At 41.4% G+C, this 23,236-nt stretch carries 9 protein-coding genes; 5 read left to right on the plus strand and 4 right to left on the minus strand.

The window, feature by feature from the left end; all coding sequences use genetic code 11:
- Nucleotides 1-141 precede the first annotated feature (141 nt).
- Nucleotides 142-1,284, minus strand: coding sequence for a fatty acid desaturase (locus AB6E51_RS19480; RefSeq protein WP_017062601.1), 1,143 nt, complete (start codon nt 1,282-1,284; stop codon nt 142-144).
- Between the two features lie 166 nt (nt 1,285-1,450).
- Here AB6E51_RS19480 and AB6E51_RS19485 point away from each other — a divergent pair, with 166 nt between their 5' ends.
- The gene (locus AB6E51_RS19485) at nt 1,451-1,996 is read left to right on the plus strand and encodes an N-acetyltransferase (RefSeq protein WP_017062600.1); all 546 of its coding nucleotides are present in this window, start codon (nt 1,451-1,453) and stop codon (nt 1,994-1,996) included.
- 168 nt (nt 1,997-2,164) lie between these two features.
- On the opposite strand, the gene AB6E51_RS19490 is transcribed toward AB6E51_RS19485, so the two are convergent.
- The 3 genes from AB6E51_RS19490 to AB6E51_RS19500 form a co-directional block, all read right to left on the minus strand.
- Nucleotides 2,165-3,190, minus strand: coding sequence for a GGDEF domain-containing protein (locus AB6E51_RS19490; protein WP_017070587.1), 1,026 nt, complete (start codon nt 3,188-3,190; stop codon nt 2,165-2,167).
- A gap of 282 nt (nt 3,191-3,472) precedes the next feature.
- The gene (gene ylqF / locus AB6E51_RS19495) at nt 3,473-4,408 is read right to left on the minus strand and encodes a ribosome biogenesis GTPase YlqF (RefSeq protein ID WP_029405588.1); all 936 of its coding nucleotides are present in this window, start codon (nt 4,406-4,408) and stop codon (nt 3,473-3,475) included.
- A 311-nt stretch (nt 4,409-4,719) separates the two neighbouring features.
- On the minus strand, nt 4,720-5,679 hold the full coding sequence (locus tag AB6E51_RS19500) for a peptidoglycan DD-metalloendopeptidase family protein (protein ID WP_372058383.1): 960 nt from the start codon (nt 5,677-5,679) through the stop codon (nt 4,720-4,722).
- 258 nt (nt 5,680-5,937) lie between these two features.
- Between AB6E51_RS19500 and AB6E51_RS19505 the strand changes: the two genes are divergently transcribed.
- From AB6E51_RS19505 to AB6E51_RS19520, 4 genes are all read left to right on the plus strand, one after another.
- Nucleotides 5,938-14,745 (plus strand): tandem large repeat, encoded by an 8,808-nt coding sequence (locus AB6E51_RS19505; RefSeq protein WP_372058382.1) that lies wholly within the window; start codon nt 5,938-5,940, stop codon nt 14,743-14,745.
- 845 nt (nt 14,746-15,590) lie between these two features.
- Nucleotides 15,591-17,285, plus strand: a complete 1,695-nt coding sequence (locus tag AB6E51_RS19510; protein WP_372058380.1) for a hypothetical protein — start codon at nt 15,591-15,593, stop codon at nt 17,283-17,285.
- 3 nt (nt 17,286-17,288) lie between these two features.
- Nucleotides 17,289-18,404 (plus strand): hypothetical protein, encoded by a 1,116-nt coding sequence (locus tag AB6E51_RS19515; protein ID WP_017062594.1) that lies wholly within the window; start codon nt 17,289-17,291, stop codon nt 18,402-18,404.
- Nucleotides 18,401-23,176: an OmpA family protein gene (locus AB6E51_RS19520; RefSeq protein ID WP_372058379.1), complete on the plus strand. Its 4,776-nt coding sequence runs from the start codon at nt 18,401-18,403 to the stop codon at nt 23,174-23,176. Before AB6E51_RS19515 ends, AB6E51_RS19520 begins: the two co-directional genes overlap by 4 nt.
- Nucleotides 23,177-23,236: the final 60 nt, after the last annotated feature.

The raw sequence follows: 23,236 nt of genomic DNA on the forward strand, positions 1-23,236 counted from the left end.
CGACTACTTCTTCTTGAAGATAAAAGCGGCTTTCCCCGGAAAGCCGCGATGAACCTTAAAAAAGCCCTCATAGCAATATAAGGGCTTCAGAATAAGAATCAAACTGTGTTGTTATTGGTGTGTTAAGCGTATTTTTTTGCTTTAAGCATATTGTTCCACTGTCATCGCCCAATTTTTCTTCTGTTGTTCGAAATTCATTTTGATTTGCTGATAACGAACCTTAAGAACAGAGTGTTCGTACTTCTTCACAACGTCTTCGCGCTTGCTTTCAAGTAGCTGTTTTTTAACTTCGTAATATTCGTTCATGTTTGATACTAGAGCATCAAACTCTTGTTGAAGCTTCTCTGCGATTTGTTGCTTGTCGGCACGATGCATGATTTTTTGCTGGGTGCGTTTAAGTAACATTGACGCTTCAGCTTTCTCAATACGAGCTTGAGGGGTTTTCTTAAGCTTACTTGCCAGTCCCATCAACGAAGCACTCTTAATCAACCATTTTGTTGGATCGTATTGCCACCAGTAGATGCCGTTACGGTAGTCGTTCTCAAAGATGTGGTGGAAGTTGTGGTAGCCTTCGCCGAAAGTGAGTACTGCTAACACACCGTTATCACGCGCTGTGTTTTTGTCAGTAAAAGGTTGGCTACCCCAGATGTGAGCAAGAGAGTTAATAAAGAATGTTGTGTGGTGGTTAAGTACCAAACGAACTGCACCTACGATTAACAACATGCCAATCACGTCACCGTAAATCACGCCTAAAGCGATAGGAACACCGAAATTCATTAGTAATGCTAACAGAACATAGTGCTTGTGCTGCCACATAACAATCTTATCTTTTTTAAGGTCACGGCAGTTTTCGTAGTTTTCGTACATTGAGGTGCTGTAATTACGAATCATCCAGCCAATGTGTGAGTACCAAAATCCACGTTTTGCAGAGTATGGGTCTTTGTCGTTGTTATCGACATGCTTGTGGTGAACACGGTGATCAGAAGACCAGTGTAGCGCGCTGTTCTGCAGGGCAAATGCACCACCTAATGCAAACAGGAATCTTAGGCTTGAATGCGCTTCAAACGCTTTATGTGACCATAAGCGGTGATAACCTGTCGTGATTGAAAGGTTACAGAACGTAAAGCAGATTGCTAGCCATATCCAGTGCTCCATGCCATAGCCAAAAAAGTAGCCATAAACGGGAGCCGCTACAACAGCAAGCAGCATACTAAAAGAGAACACAAAAATATTGAGCCAGATTAATGGCGGCTTTTTTGTAGATTGTTTGTCGGCACTATTCATTAGCAAATTTCCATTGGGCTTACATCTGTGCGCTAGAATATCAGCGTACACGTGTAAGTCAATATTGAAAGTGTAAACGTGTATTAGTATGTTTTGCTTAAATATTGTATAAAGGTAGTGTGAAATGTAGTAGCAAGTCATAAATGGAAGTACTAAGGGCTAATAAATGGAAATTAAGGTAGCTGAATATAAAGATTATGAGCGGATTGCCCAATTACACGCGGATAGCTGGAAGCTATATTACCGTGGCATTCTTGCTGATGATTACCTAGAACATGATGTTTTGGAGGACAGATCTGTTATTTGGCAGACTCGTTTGATTAATCCTCCTTTCAACCAACATGTTTTATTGCTTGAGGAAGGCGGTTTACTGGTTGGTTTTGTCTGCGCGTTCGGTAATCACAACTTTGAGCGTGGTACGTTCATCGATGCGTTACATGTAGATAATAATTATCGTGGACGAGGTGTAGGCAAGCGTCTGTTGTCTGAATTGTCGAAGTGGTTGCAGCAATACTATTCTGACTCAGGGCTTTACCTAGAGGTGATGTCTGAGAACCACCAAGCGATTGCTTTTTATCAGGCGATTGGTGGCAAAGAAGAACTAGAGCAAGTTTGGAACGCACCATGTGGCAGCCAAGTGAATGAAAAAGTGATTTCTTGGAGCTCTCCCGTTGAACTTGAACAGAAAACAGCGAGCGTTGTGTATTCTTAGTCGATTCTTGTTGAATACTGTTTTTTGCTGAGTAGCAGGTTCTTAACGAAGCTATTTTAAAGCAGAAGAACAAAGACAAAAGCCCCGAGTATTAAGTTGCTCGGGGCTTTTTTGATTGAATTAGTGGTCGTTTTAATGATTCGCAAAGATGCGTGAAATATTGGGCGATTAATCACACCATGTGATCTTATTCCTACCGCCTTTTTTCGAAATGTAGAGTGCTTGGTCAGCGTCGTCGATAAGCTGCTCGACAGAACCAAGGGCTTGAGGGGCATGTTTCACACCGATTGAAATTGTTACTTCTAATCTAAGGCGAGTAGGGGATTCTAAAAGGGCATTAACCAGCGATTCAATTGAAGCCTCGGTTTCTCCTTGGACCAGCACCAAAAACTCTTCACCGCCGTATCGAAAGCAGTTACTGCTAGTCGGTAGTCGTTTTTGAATCTCATCGGCCAGTTCTTTAATCACCATGTCACCCATTTGATGGCCGTAGGTGTCGTTAATCGATTTGAAATGATCAATATCTATCATGAGCGATGTAATGGATCGCTGACGGTCTATGCTCGGTTCTATCACCTGATGAAGATAAAGGCGGTTGTAGCAGCCCGTTAGTGCGTCTTGATAGGAAAGGGCCTCGAACATATTAGATTGCTTGCGAAGCTGAATCGCTTGTTTGCGGAGTTGCTCGGATTGAGCGAAACGTTTGTGTACTTCCAGGTCACGTCTAACACAGGCCGCTGAGATTAGGATGTAAGCCGAGATATAAACGGAAATTGTTTCTATTTCATGCTCTGGCTCCGCTTCATAAAGCAGTGGCGCAAGGCCGATGAGATAAGCCAAAAAGATAAACGACAGCGTAGATATACTGTATCTGGCTGACAATCTTGAAAACGTACCAATGTAGATCATCACTAAAATGATGCCACCTTGGTAATCGAAGTTGTTCAGCTCGATGGCTAGTCGACCGACATAGACCAAGAAAAGTGAGCTAATTACAAGGAAGGCACTTTCTACGAGTTCCAAAACGTTGGGTTTGTTTGTAATACAGTATCTGGCGGCGGCCATCATCAATAAAAAAAGTATGACTCGGAAAATGATAGGCGTAATGCACTCGCTACCAAAGTGGATGTAGTCGGTGACGATAAAAGCACAGAATATTGAGATAGGGATGTAGATGAAATTTATGTACGGCAAATAAATTTCATTATCGAAATAGGTTTTAAATCTTTGATTCTTGAACCCAGAATAAGAGCGCATTGAGAAATTAGCCGAGATTGATACACAATAATTTGCGTAGTATGTCACAGTCTTTGGGATTGTAAACGACCATTTCTATAGATTTGTCAGTATGTTAGCTAGATCAACAAACGGTAGCGGGCAATATTCACGCTCTATTATCGATAGAGCGTGAATATCTAGAGGCTGGTGTAAGAGTGGTAAACAGAAATTAAAGCAGATTATAAAAACTAATCGCGATTAACGCTTGTTCTTCAGGTAACGCTTACGACGCTCTTCTTTTTTCTTAATCTGTTGTTCCGCTTTCAGCGCAGCCGCTTCTTCAACTTCGATCAGCTCTTGTGTGATCATTTCTGGCAACTCAAGCGTTACCTTACCTAAAGTGCCATTACGCAATTCGTGAAGCAGGATTTCTGAACATTTGTGAATGTCGATATGACCACCGGCACGAAGTGCACCACGCTTACGACCAATTGCTTCCATCAATTCGATGTCAGACTCTGGCAGCTCTTCAATTTGGTAACGCTCTTGCAAAAGGTTAGGGTACTGCTTTGCTAGGTATTCTACTGTGTAGAATGCCACTTCATCGTATTCCATTGCTGTATCTTTTACAGCACCTGTTGCAGCCAAGCGGAAGCCACTGTGTGGGTTTTCTACTTTAGGCCAAAGGATTCCTGGAGTATCTGAAAGGATCACGCCATTTTGCAGATTGATACGTTGTTGGCGACGAGTTACCGCAGGTTGGTTACCAGTAACCGCAATCGTACGTCCAGCCAAGCAGTTGATGATGGTCGATTTACCCACGTTCGGGATGCCCATGATCATTGTACGAATGTTTTTGCCCATCTGTTCACGGTGCGGTGCCAGTTTACGTACCAGCTCCATAACGTGGTTAACTTCTTCTTTTACGCTAGTCGTAATCGCAATCGCTTTAACGCCTTGCTCCTTCTCGAAGTGCTCAATCCAACGTTGAGTCAGTTCAGGATCTGCAAGGTCACGCTTGTTCAGCACTTTTACACAAGGCTTATCGCCGCGCAGTGAAGAGATCATTGGGTTTTCACTACTGAACGGGATACGAGCGTCCAGTACTTCGATGATCACATCAACTTGTGGGATAACTTCTTCGATTTCTTTGCGGGCTTTATGCATGTGACCCGGAAACCATTGAATAGACATAGAGATAAACCTTGATAAATATATTTGCTGCACATTGTAAGGGTTCGATAGGGCGTGTAAAGCGCTATATCGCCTAGAAGAACTACAGAAAAAGACATTTGCGCAAAGATTCTTGGGAGTTCAATTGAAATTGACTATTAAGTTACAATTTAGAACGCAGTACTTATGCGGCTAAGCCTTTGATTCAAATGCTAACAACTTGAAATGAGTTAGTGAGACAACGCGTTATCTGAGTCTCCTATTCAGAGATAAATAATGCGAGTATTTGCTTGGTTTGCCTCAAAGGCAAATCGAATATTACTAGGGGAACTCTATGTTGGAGGTTGGTTTGATTGTACAGATTGAGCTAGGCTTTTTATTAGCTGCTTACGTTCAGCTTGAGCAATGTATATAAATTGGTCGTTGTAGCTTTTGTCTGCGTTGATATATTGTTCGAAGTTAACTGGTACTCCAGTAACCGAAAGCTCTAAATGCAAGTGAGGTCCAGTTGTTCGGCCTGAATTCCCAGTAAGACCGATTATCTGACCTTTAGTGATGTATTCCCCAGCTAAGACATGTCTTTCTGAAAGATGAAGGTAGCGAGCGTAGTTTCCATCAGCGTGTTTTATGGTTAGATAGTTACCAGCAAAACGGTTATACCGGGACTTCAAAACGATGCCATCTGACAATGAATGAACCTTTGTACCTATTGGTGTCGCGTAATCCGTTCCAAAATGAGGTGCAATTCGATTCGTTATAGGGTGTTTCCTGTTTAAATCGAATGATGAACTCACTCGATAATGCTTAGCAAGAGGGAATACATAGTCATTGTTTATTTTATATCCATTTTCGTTATAGATATTATCATCCGCCCCTCTCATAGCAAAAAATTCTATATCACTACCTAAATAGTAAAAAGCACTGACATATTCTTTTTTTGTACCATCATGTTGGGTTTTTATTGAAAACTTATCACCGTTGTTAACTGATTTAATAATGTCAAAATTATCACCTAATAGACTCAATAGTGATTTTAATTCATTGTTCGTCAAACCAGAGGATAGTATAGAACTGACAAAAGAGTATTTCACAACCCCTGAAACCATTTCAGATGTCGGAGCTGGGGTTGGAATATGAATGCTTTTGGACTTGGCTATTTTAGGTGCCTGTTTTTTATAAGTATTTGAATGATTGTAGCTTAGCGATATGGCTGTTGAAACGATCAAAAAAACCATCAAAAGGCCAAAGGAAAGGGTACGGCGACTTAAATGGCTATTTATTTTCAAATACATAAATTATCAATAAAATTCGGTTAATGGATAAAAATAAGAATTAGATCATAATATTTATTTGTTTTTTTTGCATGTTATTTTAGTTCATTCCTTCGTAATGACTAGCTAAAGGTATAGGGTGTGTTTTTAGAGAGATAAAAAACAAACATTTCACCTTTTGATTTAGCTAAACTGTACTTTATAAGTAGTTATTATGTCATGTTGAGAAAATCTTAGACGATAATATAATCGCGGAAAAATATACTCTGCCAGAAAACTATGTTCACTAAAAATACGTTGAAATCAACATTAGGTCTTATTGTTACGTCGCTTATCTTAAGCGCATGTGGCGGTGGGGAAGGCGGAGGTGATAACACCCCGCCAGCAAGGAATACCGGAAGCATCTCAGGTAACGTTTTTGACGCTCCTGTGAGCGGTGCGAAAATTGAGGTGTTTGAATACAAGGATGGAAACCTAGGTAGGAAGTTAGCAAGTACGACTTCCGATGCTTTTGGTGACTACAAGGTTGAATTTGAATCTTCATCGATGCCACTTTTCATCGTAGCTAAAGAAGGCAGTTATACCGATCCCTTAACGAAAAATACAGTGTCTGTCAGTAACGGCAAAACACTGCGTTTAGAAGCCATGCTCAATTACAAAGAAGGGCGTGATCAAAACTTAATGCTGACCCCTTTGACGAACATCGTTTCAGGCTTAACTCAATACAAAGTAGGCAGGGGAGTGTCAGACTCTACTGCTATATCGGAATCACTAAATAGCATTAACGATATGTATGGTTTCGATGTCAATGAAACTACTCCGATAGACATTACTAAAGGTGGTCAAAGTAGTTTTGCTACATCCGGTCACCAATATGGTGCTTTGTTAACCGCTTATTCTTCTTATTCGTACGACCTAATTCAAAAATACGGTGATACTCAGAGTAATATTTACACATCGATGCATTTGGCTGATATCCAATATCGAGATGTCATTGCCGATGGTCTTCTTGATGGGCTGGAAATAAGTACTGTGTCGGGAGGGGTAACCCCTTTAACCTTCGGTCAACAAAAAGTCTCTAGTGATATTTACACTCACGATTTGGCACAGCATGTTCTAATTGTCGTCAATGATCCTAACTTAAATATTTCAGGAACAGACGCAGACGACTATGTTGAGTTTAGCCGTAAGATTAATGACCAAGGCACCAATAGCGGTACTGGCGGTGTGATCCCACCTCGCGACGAAACCGAAATTGATACCGAAGCGCCTACAGTGTCTAGAACAGACAGTGATGTATTGGTAAGCCTCGATAAAGTGGATATTAAGCTCAATGATGAAATTGGTGTTCAAGGTGTCTCAGCGTACCTTGAATACCAACTGGACGGTGTCTGGTCTCTCGAGAGTCAGTGTGACGATGAACAAACTGCGGGTAGTGAGTTTTGTTTCTTGGAATTCGACGGCTTTGAATCTGGTCTTAGAGAAACAAGTATTAAAGTAAGTGTAGACACAAAAGCCATTGACGCGGTAGAAGTTGATTCGGATACGGGACTCTCAAATGTAACTGCGGCACGTTTGGTTTTTTATACGACTGACGTCTTAGGTAACGAATTAGTTCAAGGGCGAGATGTTGGCCATTATGTAAACTTTGAATGGGACAACAATGCGCCGGTAATTGAAGTAACCTCGGCTAGTTCTATAAACAACAGTGCAAAAGAGTATGTGCTTAAAGGCACTGTAAAAGAAGACTCGCAAGAGATTGATTCGGTAACGGTTTCATTTAAAGGCGGTTTAGATGATAGCGTTTCTTGTGGTCATATAACTTTAGAGTCAGGCAGTGCCTGTGAATTCAGTAAGGGATATTCATCCGATGAATTCGTATCGATAACAACATTTGAAATTAAAGCCACCGATAGCAACGGGAATATTGGTAAGGAAGTTCACGAAGTCGTTCGTGATGATCAAGCGCCGGCGCAAGTGATTAGCTACCCAGAGAATGCTCCAATGAATTATGTCAACGTTAGTGTTGATGGGGAACGCGTAACTAAAGAAGATGTTTATACGCAAGACACCTACACATCAGAAACGGTTCAATCCACTCGTGATTATTTGAAGATTGATTACATTTACGCGAGCAAGGGGATTTTAAACTCAATTCCCGATGTCGATTTTAGTGACTTTAATGTCAACGACCTCAAAGATAACAAAATTCCATATGTTCGTGTCAGAGTCTCAGATGGCAACGGGGATATGGGGTTAGGATCTAGTGCCGACAAACTTAAGCTAGTTGTTAAGTATTTAGTAAGCGCAAACAATGATAATAACTACGTGCTTCAGAAGGTAACCGATACCGTAGCCTCTGCCGCTAACATACCCCACGAAACTATCTCTGATACTGAAGGACACGTAAATGAGGTTATCTATTATGTTCCTTTTGTAAAAGAAATACTTGGTGACAACTTCGCTTCGACGTCCGAGAACAGCAGTCAAAAACTAGTGATTCAAACTATTGACGAGTCTGAAAATGAAAGTGCTGAGCAAGAAGTTTATTTTCGTAGTAGCTTCGACTTGCCGACAATGACGATCGTTACTCCATTTATCGGGGCTAGTGTGCAATTGGAGGGATTAAACTCGAAGGGAGAGTTTACCTCGCTAGGAAGATGTACCACGATTCAGCACTTAGAAAGTGATGGAACAAATAAAGCACTCGATGTTGCTGGATGTGAAACAACAACTGATGTAGTTAACTACGACTTTATGCGAGTGCGGTTAATCGGTATTGATGGTAATACGCAACCGTATTACTACAAGTGGGAGAGTGATCCAGGTACACAATCAGAACAAGTGAACCTAAATAGCGCGAATATAGGTGCCTACTTTAAACTTAATGGTTCTAAGACTTTTTATATTACCGAGCTAGCAACATACCAAACCGGACTGTTTGACTCTCAATGGAATCAAGTTGAAGCTGGAAACAAGACTCCAGAGAATGCCGCACGAATTTTAGACGACGTACAATATGCTCTCGCTGGTGGAAGCGATTCATTCTTTGGTTTCGACCCAACGATCGTTTCGTATGCAACGAATGAAATATTGAAAGGTGCTATTCCGGAAAAACTGCCTAATAATTATATTCATCGGTTTTTAGTAGAAGCGATTTATGACATTACCCAAATAAACAACATGCTACTAAGTAACTCTGTTGATTTTGCTTCCGCTATCTATGATGACTTGCAGTACGATGGCCAAGCTAACGGTATTGGTAGTGGGGGTGAAAAAATAGTTCTAGATTCATATGAATTTAGCTCAAAGTCTTACCGTAATGACTTAGCGCAATCATACTATAACATTATGACTGAAAAGTATGGTGTAGCAGCTAACCTAGCTCAGCGATACGCCGATCAGATATCAATGGCGAACCCAAGCCTCGATGGCGAACAGATTATAGACGGTGATGGCGAAAGTATTGATAAATCACCGCCTCAACCTTCGCTAAGTATCGAAAATGGCCGAGAAACATGGGTTGGAAATAAACGGTACGTTGCTGGTGTTTTAGATTCACGGATTATTTTGGAAGATCCGTCAGGCATTGTCGTGGAAGAAGGCAGTCAGCCATTATTTGTTACAGTGTGGTATAAGAAAACTGAACCGAATACGGAAATCCCAATTGATCTGAATATTCGAGAGTCAGGTGGTGATAATTATAAAAAAGAGTATTTATTTACCCTTAATACCGAGTCTTCAAATCTCAAAGGGATTGTCGAGTTTGCACTTGTGACCAGTGCAATGGATGAGCATGGAAATAGCTATGGTTACAATGGAGAGGAACCACATACGGAAACTTTGTATGTGGATAATGATTATCCTTTAGCGACTTATATTCCCCCGAGCGATGGTAATGGTGATCCGATTGACGAAAATGTCTATTTGAACACCAATTATGTTCAAGAACTCACTTTCAACATTGACGATATTGTAGGAGACAAATTGGACGAGCGAGGGCTCACTTTCTACAACTCGGCAACCGGTGTTACTAATGATTATGACGCTAACTCACATTTTTCAAGTAATACAGAGGATCATTTTAAGGTAAAACTATGCTCCGGAGACAAATGTAGCAGTCAAGGTAATATTATTAGTCCAGAAGATGGTAATTGGGTGGTGTATGTTAATGCTGAAGACAATCTGTCTAATATAGTTAACCGCCAGACGACCAATGCCCCTCAATTTAGTGTATTACTTGATTCAAAAGGTCCGGTAGTAAACGGATCTAAAATTATTAACCACTTAGGTGGTAATACTAGCTGGGTACCTGATATTACTTGGAGCTTGAGTCCAGGGAGTTTGGTTGAAGTCGATATGAAGTCAGAGTCTGGCAGGCGTTTCACTTTGCAACATTACGAAACAGAACCTGAAGAGAGTACTGAGCCGTATCTATTAGGCATGCAGCCTAACGTAGAGGTGAGACTAGTTGCGGAGGCATTTAAATATAATGAGAAAAACTTCTTCTACGTAACAGCAACAGACAGTTCTTTTCCATCGGGAACACACAGTGGTGAATTTGAATTCTTGGTCGACAACAAGGGACCAGTAATTGAATTAGCTGACCCTTGGGTTTTAGACACTAATTCAGGTGAAAGCTATGTTCTTGGTACCGCATTTACTGTAAAGCTTACATCAGTATCTGACGACTCTGATGTATCTAAGGTTGAACTTTGGCAACAAGGTCAAAACGCTGCAATACGTTCAATTGACCCCAAAGATCCAACGCAGCCCTTTGATATCGAAATTACAGAAACGCAAAGTGACACTATAGTGATTGGCGAAGACAGAAAGGCTAACCTGTACCTCAAAGCCCTAGACGAATATGGGTTTGAATCTGAAACAGAAATTAGAACTGTTCTGCTAGATCGTGAAGGCCCATCACTAAAGTTAAATGCGTTTGATCCGGAAAGTTTCTATCTTGGTGATTATGTATTCAATCTTTCAGCCCAAGATTTAAATGATAGGGGAACACCATCATCAGACGGTGTTAACAATGAAACATTAGAGTATTGGACTTTCAAAGAAAACCCCTCTGATGCAAGCACCTTAGTTGGTGAAGATATGAAGATTCCTTTAAGAGGTGAAAACGATGGTGATAGTGCGATTCGCACTATCAGATTAGGTGGTTCCGACATTAGAGGGAATACGACAAGCATAGATTATGTGGTTAAAGTTCAAAACTCAAAGCCCACTATTAACTCGGTTACTTTCACATATGAAGATGGCACGCCAGTTTCTTCTGGTGGCCAGATACAAATTACTCGTGTTGAACCTGTAATTATAAGTATTGATGCTGAAGATGAGAGCGGGATCCCGCTAGTTGAAGGTACTTATAAATATGGGGAACAAACCAACAATATCTCATTTTTTCAGAAAGGTGGCCTTTGGGAAGCTAGGTTGACAGAGGCAGATCTAACGGAAGATGGTGCCTATCAGTTGGAATTCAAAGTATATAATAACGTTCGCTATAGCTCTGAACAAGAAAGGCCTGTTTCCGAACGGTCAGAAAGTATCAATGTGCAACGTCAAGGTGTTGCTCTGTCAATCGTAAAACCGACTGACTTCCAAAGTCATATATCGGGAAGTACCCTTAATGTTGAATTTGGCCCTGCGGGTGAGGTAAAAGCAAAAACATTAGAATGTTGGGTTAGAGAGAATTACACCTCAGACGGTGTGCCGGAAGATGGTTCGAACAATGCTTATTCAGGTGTTATAACTAATCCTCAAGAAAATTATAAGTGTAGCATTACAACTGATGTGAATATGTCTGTTTCACCTGTGGTTTTGATAACGAAAACAGTAGGAACGAATGATACTGAAACAGTCAATAAATTCAGCTTTAATATGATGGATATCGATGCCCCTACGGTTGAACAAGACACATATCAATTTACTGGCAATGACGTTGGTTTGAACGCCGAAGGTAAGAAAGTTCTGAGCTTAACATTGAGCTTCAAAGACAATCTTTCTGGTGTGGATATTAGTGATGGTAACGAACCGTTATTGGTAAGAAATCGATTAAATGTGTCTTTTGAACCAAATAGTTGTAGCTCTAAATTGGGTATAACGACATGTACGTATAGAGAGTTGTATGCCGATATCCTCTCTCCGGGGGCGTTACAGCACTTATACACGATTAAGAACTTGTCTGATGTCGCCGGAAACTTAGGTTCGGATCATGCGTTAGAATTATTGCTTCCAGCCCAAGGCGATTTAGAAATCGCTATTACCAGCCCTGCTGAAGATACTATTATTCGAGGTGAGACCCTTGAAATGAAATTCAAGGTGAAGGTTGGACAAAATTCTGATCTTGAAAATGTCGTCGCAACTCTAGATGGTGCGTCATATAATTTGAATGACAACCCAGAGAACTTTGGCCCTTTCACTAAGTGTGAGGATGACTATTCTTGCTCGACGTTTACCGCGCCATTAGATGACAAACTAGATGGTCAATTTATCAAGCCTAAAATTCAAATTATTGATGTATGGGGAGAGTCTATAAGCGATGAAGTCAGCGTAATGGTCGATAATAGCCTACCAAATGTTGACGACACTGTATCCCTCAATGAATCTCCGGATGATTCTAGCTTAGTTAGATTTCAGTTTTCTGTGTGGGATGAAGGTAGCGGTATAGCAAAGGTTAAGTACACAATAGTTAATCCTAAATATGTATTTGATAAAGATGACATTGGCGACAATTCACACCTTTATTTTGATCTTCCAAAAACTGAGTTAGAAGAGTTGAATTCGATACGAGTCAATGTCGAAGCAACTGACAATGTAGGTTGGACTCAAAATAAGACGATTGATATTGACATTAGGATACCAACTATTGATTTGGCTTTTGATGGAATAACGAGTTTACAAGGGGGTAAGCTTGCTTTTACTAATGATAGCCAAGCGTTCACCATTACCTCTGAAGAGGGAGAGGATGTAAAGGCTGCTTCCTATGCTATAGATTTGGTTCCAGTTTCAGGTAACACGATTAAGTTTTCTGGGAAAATAGCCTCTTCAACAGCTTCAGATACGATGACTTTTGATATCGATGCTCAAGCTGAGTATATGCAAAAAGTAACCGTAACCGATTCTATCGGGCGAGTTATTATTGACTTTAATGTGCTCAACAAGACTTACGATGCTGAAGGCATCGCATCCATTGTTGATTACCAAGCACCGGTCATTTCAAGTATCACCAGTACTCAGGATTCGATGATTCCAGAGGAAGGGCTATATTATTTGGATGTAAGAGCATACGTCTTCGATAAAAATCTAAGCAGTGTTGGTTCTACTTCGGAAAACGGTACCGATGCCCCGGTAAACCCACAATCAATTGAAGAACCGACCAAAGACGGTGACCCTTACTTGATACGTTATCTTTTATCTCCTGGCGATTATCTAATAAATGTAACGGCAGACGATTTAGTTGAACACCAGACCGAGAAGTCACTAAATACAAAAGTTGAAGCAGCAAGTATTCCAGAGCTAACAATATCAACGGCAGCATCAATGCCTTTGGCTGGTGGCGTTGAAATTCCACTTTTGTTTACCTTCACTGAAGAGGTTAATCAATTTGAATTTTCAGATGTAGAGATTTTAGCAAGTGATGGCAATGATACAGGCGAGTTGAAGCAAGCATCATGGAGTACAACAGACAATATAACTTGGTCGGTCAATTACATAACGCCTGAAAAACAGAACAAAAACATAACCATACGAGTCGGTGATAATAGTTACGAAAGCGTAAATACTATCCCCGGTACAGGGGATAGTTTGGTTTTGGGGATTGAGGGTGTGTTACCAACCCTGTCTAGCGTGACATTTGATCCAATGCATCAGCAAGTAGGCAAAGATGTACAAGTAGCCCTTGAATTTGATAAGGAATTACAAGAAGTAACGGCCATGCTTGGTGGTAATCAAATCAACTCACTAACTGCTACGGCTGATAAGAAAGTTTGGAAGGGTAACGTTCGAGTACCTGATACTAATGAATTAACAGTGGCTTTGATTACAGAGCAATACAAAGACCTAGTGGGTAATGTGGGCATGCAAGACAGCACACACTCGCTGCCTATCACGCCAACGTTGGACATCACACCGGTGGGCAGTGTGGACGGCAGCAATGCCGCGAACTTGGCCTTCTCAGGCACCTCGACCCGTTTTGATGGTCAAGAGCTTCGCCTGGCAGTGAAAGCGCAAGACAATGAGACGGTATTGAAAAATGGCGTTACGACCGTAGCAAGCGGTGGGGCTTGGAGCAGTACGGTGGACATCAGCGATCAACCGAACGGCAGCTACACCGTTATTGTGACGGGCACCAACGCTGCAGGCGTGCAAGTAAGCGAAAGCGCAAGCTTTACGCTCGCGCAAGCGGTACCGACGTTAACGAGCGTGACGTTTAACCCAAAACACCAAGCGATAGGTCAGAGCGTATCGGTCAGTCTTAAGTTCGATAAAGCGCTGCAAGCGGCCAGTGCCGAGTTAGGTGGTACGGTCATCTCGCTGACGCAGAGTGCGGACGCCAGCGTGTGGACGGGCAATGTCGATGTATTAGTCGCGACGTCGTCTGATTTGACGGTGGATTTGGTGGTGAAAGATTACCAAGACTTATTGGGTAACGTGGGGGCGCAAGACAGCACACATTCGCTGCCGATTACGCCAACTATTAGCATCTCTGCGATCAACAGCGGTAACGATGTTAACGAATCAGAGTCACCCACATTGATTCTCGATGGTACTACGGTTCGTTTTTCTGAAGGTGATAAGTTGAGCCTAAGTGTCACAGACAGTGGGGGAGTTAAAGTTTCAGATGCTGAGGTGCTGGTTAGTGAAAACGGAGTTTGGCAATATGAACTGACTCTTGATCCAATCGAAGGTGGGTCTGTGACGGTGTCACTACATGGTGCCAATGCACTTGGAGCCGATGCTACTTTGGTTGAATCTACATTTACATTAAATAAGGATGTGAACGCTGCAGTGGTCGTAGTGCCAAGTTTATTACGACAACTGCTTATTTACGACAAGGGCACAAAACTAGCAGCGTAACGCTAATCGTTATATGGAAGATTAGACAAAGGTCTGCCTATTCGGCAGACCTTTTTTGCAAATGTATCTCAGGTTGTAGAAATTTGAATATGCACAGTGGACTTAATCATTTCTATTCTCCTCAAGTCGATTTTTTGTACAGCAGTGACTAATATTGATTAGTTTAGTGATGCTGAGTCATTGAAATGAAAATTATTTTGTTTTTCCTGTTTCATTATTTAGTCATATTTTTAGTCAGATAACTAATATAACTGGTGATGTAATCAGAATGGCAATTGTATAGATATTTTGCATAGTAGTTTTTGGTGTTATCCCTATAAAAGTGCCATCTTGATATTAAATGCATAATATATATAGTGTTTATATCAAATCGTTATTTGATGTGGTGTTCTGCATTTTGGTACTTTAGTACCACCCTTTTAAGCCAATTTAGTGTTCCAAAATAAATCCTATTTATATTGGCTAAGTTTATGTGGGAATTTATTCCCACTTTTTTTCTCTTTTACAGATGAGAAAATGCTCAATATAACCTTCTAAATCGATGAAATGCTTCCACCAGATATGTGTGTTTAGTCTAGTTAGTATTTACTTAAGTACGCAATGAAATGATTGTTATGTGACATCCGTTCAAATTTATTTGCCTTTTTAGTTGGTCAGACGAAATGACTATTTATCCTGTTTAATTAGCTTTATTGCTAGTGTTATGGTTTTTGACGATACTCCTTCTAATCTATTGAAATTTATAACCATTACGCGTAGAATTTATTTAACCAAATCGTTTTTTAAGCCTTATCAGCTTAGTTATCACCGCAACTATATATACCTGTAGGTTGTGGAGAATCCAAATGCACTTAGTTTGCAAATTTATATCTAGTTCGTCTCTCAGTACGAACTACCTTCAATATGTCTTAACACCGGATGAGTGTATCGGGCTATTTTCGCGTGCGCGCACCCCTAAAGACATCTTGGCTCAGTTACCAAGCACTCTGGTTCAGCAGATTACTGCGTCGGCTAAAAAAAATGTCCACAGCCTGCTCAATGCTATTCGAGTAGAACTTGTAAAAGCGAACTGGGTTTGTCTTTCATCCAATGTGAGACGTAGTCCACTAACGAGTAAGCAGCTAGCAAATTTCCCCCGACTGAAGTTACATGTCGATCGGGTGAGCAATAGTACTGCAGAGCGCGTTCATAAAGCTAACTACCAGCAAGTTGTCGATGATGTACCTTTGGCACGCCACTACAACTTCTCGCCGGTTGAACCTTCCCCTGAACATAAAATCGTCGTTGAGTTTGCTGGTCAGTGGTCGAGTAATGCTGGCTGTCTGATGTTAGGAACTACCGATACTCAAAAAGAAAAAGTGACGGTAGGTAAGTCAGATCGAGAAAATAAACACCGAAGCCTCGCTACATTTAAAGATCTTGAATTAGAGCGTAAAACGCTATATATCAAAATCCCTTGTTCCGATCAGCCTCAGCCAATTTTGCTTAAACTCGCCGAAGACCTGCAGCCCGTTGATAAAGAAACGCAGATGGAAGAGTGGGATAACGTGTTGGTGCCGGTAGTTCCGCTATACAAATCGGGTTCTTCATGGGATGGCTACACGTCGGGGCGTGTTTACATTATTTGGAATGGGGAAGTTTGGCGCGAACTACAGGTAACAAATGATGGATATTTTGCTGATGTAGACATGAGCAATAGCCGAAAAAAAACAACGGAGACAAGACACGTCAATATTGATGGCTCTTCGTTGTTCCCCGGAGAGAATGTTGCTTTTGAACGGTTCACCATTTTGCAAGATGGGGTAGAAGTGTTTAACGGCGAACTAGACATCAATGAGCAGGCAAGAGTGTTTAGTTTGGTCGCAGAGGAGGTCGAGATCAAGTTCGTTGATTTTGAACATGAGCAATTGATGGTTCCGACCCATCCTAGCCCTATGAAAGCCTCTGCCACACCGAGTGATGAGGTTCTAGGCTATCCGTTACCTCATATCTGGATACCATACAAAATCAAAGGTGAGTGCCAAGACGTTTACCTGTATTACGCATCTCAAGCATTAAGTGATGGTGCTATTTCTGAATTAGAAAGCAATTATGAATCGATGGCTGTTTCACTAGCCGAAACGTCAGACTACAGCAGCAATCAAGAATTTACTCAACAAACTGTTTTTGCTTTGCCTGAGCTCTCTGAAAGTCAAAAAGTGAAAGCGCTTGTGAATGAACAGAGCGATTGCAATGTTGCTGCAGTCAATATACCGCCTCCTGGAAGCGAGATCATACTACGCTATCGTGTTCTGGGCTCCACCGATCAGCCCGATGACTATTTTATGTTACAAAACGAAGAGCATAGTTGGGCGCAAAAAGCATATTTTCGTTGTGCCAAGGTCGATGAAGATGGCTATCTCAATTTACGATTTAGTGGCTGGCCTGAAAAGGTTAAAGAAGTCGATATTTTAAGGGGGGCTCATGCATCACGAGGGAATGAAACTCCCGAAACATTTAAGTTGCGCGATAAAGTAAAAGTTACGGATTTATTAGGCTAGAAAATGAAAAAAACACTACTAATCACGTTATTAGGCTTAGCAATCATTGGTTGTAATGACCAATCTCAACAGAGTGCTTCCCCTGTTTCGAGTTCTGCGCAAACAGAGCAAGATAAACACCCAGATCGGGTCTATGTCGGCGAGCATAACTACTACGTAATTGAATCGGCAGTGACCAATGAGAATTGGGTAGCCGATGACAAAATAAAACCTATGCCGGGCAAGTTTCCTAAATACTATGTCTTTAATTCAGATGAATGGCCCAAGGAAGACATTAACGATGCTAGCTCTTATGATCTGCCGCGTTTTCAGTTTGCATGGGCTAATGATGAAGACAAAGTGAACTTAAAAATATGGAGCATGAAGACAGATGGCACTGATTTACGTTTAGTCGTAGAAGATACCGTTGGATATGGGGTAGTGCTAATTCGACGCTCCCCTAATTTACGTTATGTTTCTTGGATTGATAGCGGTACTGGTAAGTACGTATACGACCTGGAAAAGGGAGTAACAACTAAATTACTTGGAGGGGGCTATCCTGGTATGGTTTGGTCAGAGGATAGTCGTTTTCTTTATTTTCACACAATGCCAGGGCAGAAGTTTGATGCTTATAATGCCCGTTGGGATTCTGAAACTGGTGAAATTGAAGCGGTGGATTTTGGGATTGGTCCTGCCGCTGTAATGAAAGACAATCAGTTGATTACGCTTAATGATTACGGGCTAGTAAAGATAGATCTAGAAACCAAAAAAAGAAGCTATATTGACTTCGTTGATCGATTGCCGGATAGAGATATCCTAATGAAGTTTCGCTCGATAAGTCCTGATGGTCATTATGCTTGGGGAGAAAATAGTAAATATGATTTCTTCTTTGATATTAATAATAACACGGTTAAAAAATTCGCTGCAGAAGAAAAATTCATAAGGGCTCTTATTTTGGGAGCCTCTGCTCGCTTTAGCGCACGTGATCGAGTGTCTTACCTATCAGTGGTTGATCGCGAGAAAAAACAAACTTGGCAATGGTATGCGTTAGGTACTGGCGAAATAGGTGTTAACTCGAATATGAGTTTATACAATGGCTTGGCGAATGATGGTTTGTGGTTTAAAGGAGCAACGAAATGAGTGACGTGCAAACTTATGATAGGCCGTTATACCTTCTAGGCGCGACCTATCAAAGAAGCAGAGATAAAGATAAAAACGTTGTTTTTTCAGATTGGAACCAAAAGAGTGACTTAACTGATGAAGCTAAGTTGAAAAACATCCGACCTATACCGTTTACTCCGATATTTGTCGATGCACTCGCTGAAGATTCGATCACTTTACCAAGGTTTTGGGGAAGTGACCAATATGGCAGGTTATGTAACCTATCGTACTTAGGTGAAGCTGAAGATAGTAAACAGCAAGTGCTACTTCGCCATAATAGCCCCATCACAACGATTGATGATGATCAAAACTATGAAATGCTGTTCCCACCAACTAATCTAATTGGCCAATTAGCAAAAAATACATCGTCTATCGTTGAACTAAAAGAAACATTGAAGTCTCTGTATACGGAGATGAGCTCGAGAAACGTAGCGAGGCGGTTTAACCCTACCAAAATTTCTGTAAAACAACTTGCTAGGCCTCACACGAAGGAACATGGGCAATCACTATCGCAGGAAGAAGAAAATTACAACCAATGGTATGCGGATATTCAGTTATCTGACGTTGAGTTTATTGAAGGTTTTGTTGTTCCTGCTGTAAATACCATAAGTATTGTATTTAGTAGTGATATTTATGTTGGTGCGGAAGTGTCTTTATTAAAGTACGCAGATACACTAAGCGATACTCAGCAAGAAGCAGAAGTTGTGATAGCACGTGATATCGTTAGGCTGCCATTTTATGTAGGTGAGGATAGAAGCTCTGAGGACTTTAACAACACACTTCCGTCTGTAACATTTAATCTGCCCTCTGTAGTAGATAAATCGATGGTAGACTCCCTAAACGACGAGCAAGAATTTGTTGTCGGGGATGGTTTTTACGGGCTTAGAGTCCAATTCTTTGTTAAAGATTATTTAAAAGCGAATGAACGTCTTCAAAATGAAGTTCCTGAAGTTATCAAGTCTGGACGACTCCGATTTGAACGGAATAAATCATCGGCGGTTACTGGCGTAGAAGAGCAGGGCTGTTATACCTACGAATTGAACGAAAAGGTAACGTTTAAATCAATCAGCGGTTATGGGAAGCTTGCCATTGTATGCGGCGACATGATCTCTCTTGAAGAGTGTTTGTTTTACCAGTACCCCCAAGCATTACCCTCTAATTACAGCGAGTTGATGACGAAAACTGGTAAATCGGTTCCTCTAAGCGGTACGGGTATTAATACTCTCGGATTAGCATCAGCAATCAAAAAGAATGCGGAAAGTCTGGGCGAAGGTTTCCTGATGGGAGGTAATCCATTTTCAGATAACCTGAAAGCAACCATGTTCAGTGTCTCTAAAGGTATCTGGTCGGACATAGAGCAACAAAAACTGCCCGATTTAATGACCAGTAGTGTTGCTCTCGCTTTTGGCTTTTCAGCATTTAAAGAAAGCCGTAAAGAATTGACTAAAGCGATAAGATTTGCCAATAAGGGGCTCGATTTTAATCAGGCGGCAGCCTTGGCGCTTCGTAAGAGCGGTATGAACATCTCTTTTATTAAGCGCGAACTCGATGTCATAAAAGCTAGCTTGATCACGGGTACATTCAGTGAAAACTCAACACGTCTAGCGAGGTCATGGTTCAATGGCTCCGTTATGGAGAAGATGAACCGAGCATTTCCAATTCTTGAATCTGGTTCTAGCTTAGTCGATTTATACGATTTGGTGCAAAAAGAAAACGAGCTTGAGAAGAAATCTCTTGAAGCCAAAGAAGATTTCGATGCGGTATCTCAAAGCTACCTTCAATCTATTTCAGTTATTAAAGCATATCAAGAATGGGCACAAGCGTTAGACGATGCTAAAAACGTCATCAATGGTAGCGATGGTGAGGAGATAGCCCACATAGTTGAGGACAGCCAAGGGTTAGCGATTCATATCAACTTTAAGTTCAACGAATGGCAACATGGCAATGAGCACGGCAAGCTGAGAACAGACATTAAACAAGTGTGTAAGAATTTGTCGCAATTGATGCTAGATAACCCAAGTTACAAGGTATCAATAGAAGGGCATGCGGGTAGGATTGGTTCTTCTGATGCGAACGATCTTGTTGCTGCTAATCGTGCAAAAACTGTTACCAACGCAATTACCTCCATTGACTCTAGCTTGGAAGAAAGGGTTTACACGGCGTCTTATGGAAATACTCAACCGCTTACGGCTGATAGTACCAAGAGCGATATGTCACAGACCGGAGACAGTGCCCCTGCAGCCTTAGATCGACGAGTTGAAGTTCGATTGATTATTCCTAACTATCAAGTTGTTTTACCACCGAGCCGCAGCGGAATGGTGGAATTAGAGAAAGCACGCCAGTTGAAGCAGGCATTGGATGTTGGCTTAGATGATACGCAGAAGGCACAAGTCGCGGCGGTGTTAACTACTCTTAACGGGTTTGCGATGTTTACACCGTTAGCCCCGCTTGCTGCGGGTATTTTGTACTTAAGATCGGGAGCAGAGCTAGCAGATTGTGCGCTATCTGTGTTGGATGAACTCATTACTGAAAAAGCCTATTCTGACTTTAAAGGTCGTTACCAGAACATCGACCAACTAAACCAGTTAGGTAAAATCCATATCCGAGTTCTTCAACAGTACAGAGACCTAAAAGTAACGATTGAGCGTAGTGAAATAAAGACACGTGATGAAGTTGAATCTCACCTGAAGAATAAAGAAACTGTGCAAGAGCTGCAGAAACGATTTTTACTCCGTGCTCTTGCGCTTAACGGGCTAGTGGAACTGCTTGCTCGCATTTCGCTTTGGAATCCTAATGTTTCTAAGTTGCAAGAGTTGCTTGAGGAATATCGAGTTAAGGATTACATCGATGTTTACGTTATCAACGATAACTGGGAGGCGCCGTTAAGCAATTACAACACAATGGCTCAGAACTGGATTCAACGAGTTAGGGACGATAAGTCAGGTGCAAGTGCTGCCCGAGCTTTTGCGCAATCTTGGAAAAACGAACATTCGCCACAATTGTCCCCTTTGTTGAAGAGAGCTCGCATCCAAGGGGAATTCAATAAAGGCTTCCCAGTACAAGCCCGTTTATATCAGGGGGATGTGGACAATGGCTTTTCCGATTTCGCGAAAATGTTCGATAACAATGTGGAGTCGGTTAGATCGAGCGATATCGGCTTCAGTCGTTTGCTAGTTGATAGTAAAGGAGATGGGGTTTCTTGGAAGCCTTTTGAAGAGTGGATTTCCCCAAATAAAACCAATCGAATTACGCCTTTTACACGTGTTAAGGTACAAATTGTATTATCAAGTAATGCCTCTAAATCTAAGAAAAAGATCTTTAAGACAACACTGCAATATTGTTGTGAGCGCTCGCTTTGGGACTTTAAAGGGCCAAGCTTTGAGGTTTTGATGGCGCCACGAAAAGCGGATGATCTAACTTTGTGCGGAAGCAACGATAAGCTAAAAAATTACTTTGGCCAACACGCAGTTGAAGAGCATATGACATGTGTTGAGTTTGAGCCAACATATTGGTTCGGCGAGTATGAAATCCCAGGTCTCAAGCCTTTATACTCAGATTACGAGATGCAAAACTTTGATAAATGGAAACAAAGTGGAGAAGCTCGTTCATTGCAATACTATTTCACTGCTGATGGGAGTACGCTATCGCTAGCAGGAACTGACGAGCGGTTGACTATGTTTAACTATGGTGTCGATGATAATAATACCTATGGTAAGCAATGCCACCTGAATAGTGATGGTGAAGTCGAGGTTGATGGTTTACCTCTCGTTTTATACGACGGTTTGGCGAATAGGCAGGTAGTGATTAACGAATATGATTTACTAATCGAAGAGTTTGTTAAAAGTGCTTCTGCTAAAAAATCTGAAGGTATTGCACCGTATCTAAAAGGTGATGTTTCTATCTTTAGTGCTGTTTCGAAAGGCAGTGGTTTTGAGTGGTTCGATGATAAAGCACCAAAATCCTCTGTACTTGATTGGTCTAATGATAAACCAGTTACTATATATGTCGCGTTTCTTTCCGAAGGAGGCGAAAAAGAGACATATAGTCGTATGATGGGAGAGGGCTATCAGGTGCCAATGCGGTTATCTTTGTCAATCGAAGAGCAAGAATCGATGTTTTCAAAAGATACGACTGAAGGGCCAAGTTTCTTTGGGTCACTTCTGGAAGTTGGTGAGTACACTTATAAGAAAGATGTCCCTTCTCCTTATGCAAAAGTAGAAATCAAAGAGGTCAATTTTACTGATACTAACTCCGAACTTGCATCTGGGTTGGGAGCTTTTGTGGAGGAGTTTCAGTCGAAAGTTAATGTAGATCCCAATAGATACCTAGATCCATTTAGTGACCGTAGAACGCTACATATTGTTAAGTTTGAGCTTAGATACACCTCTCCTACTGGACGACGAGTGCCTACTTTGAGGCCATTTGGTCCTATTGTAGACAAGATAAAAGCAGAGTTCTTACCGGTGCATATTTCGGTATCATCGTTATCGCAAACGGGGCTTGCACCCGGCGTAGGGGAGTATTCTATAAAGCAGCCTCAGAAATTGTCTTTGCCTGGTGGTCAAAAATACAGTGTGCAAGGGATGCCTTGGATGGAGATTGAAGGCGATGCTTCTCGAATGAACGATTCAGCTTTTCTCTATTGGCAAAAAGAGTTAGCGAACAACCCGGTGAAACGAAAAGCGTGGATCGAGGATTGGATTGTGAAAGAACCGATGAATGTAAGCGTTCCGGAACAAAAATCAATATAAAAAAACCGCCTACGGGCGGTTTTTTATTTTCTATCGGACTGACTGAAACACTCTGCTGTA

Source organism: Vibrio sp. 10N.247.311.47, from assembly GCF_041467535.1.
GTDB lineage: Bacteria > Pseudomonadota > Gammaproteobacteria > Enterobacterales > Vibrionaceae > Vibrio > Vibrio crassostreae_C.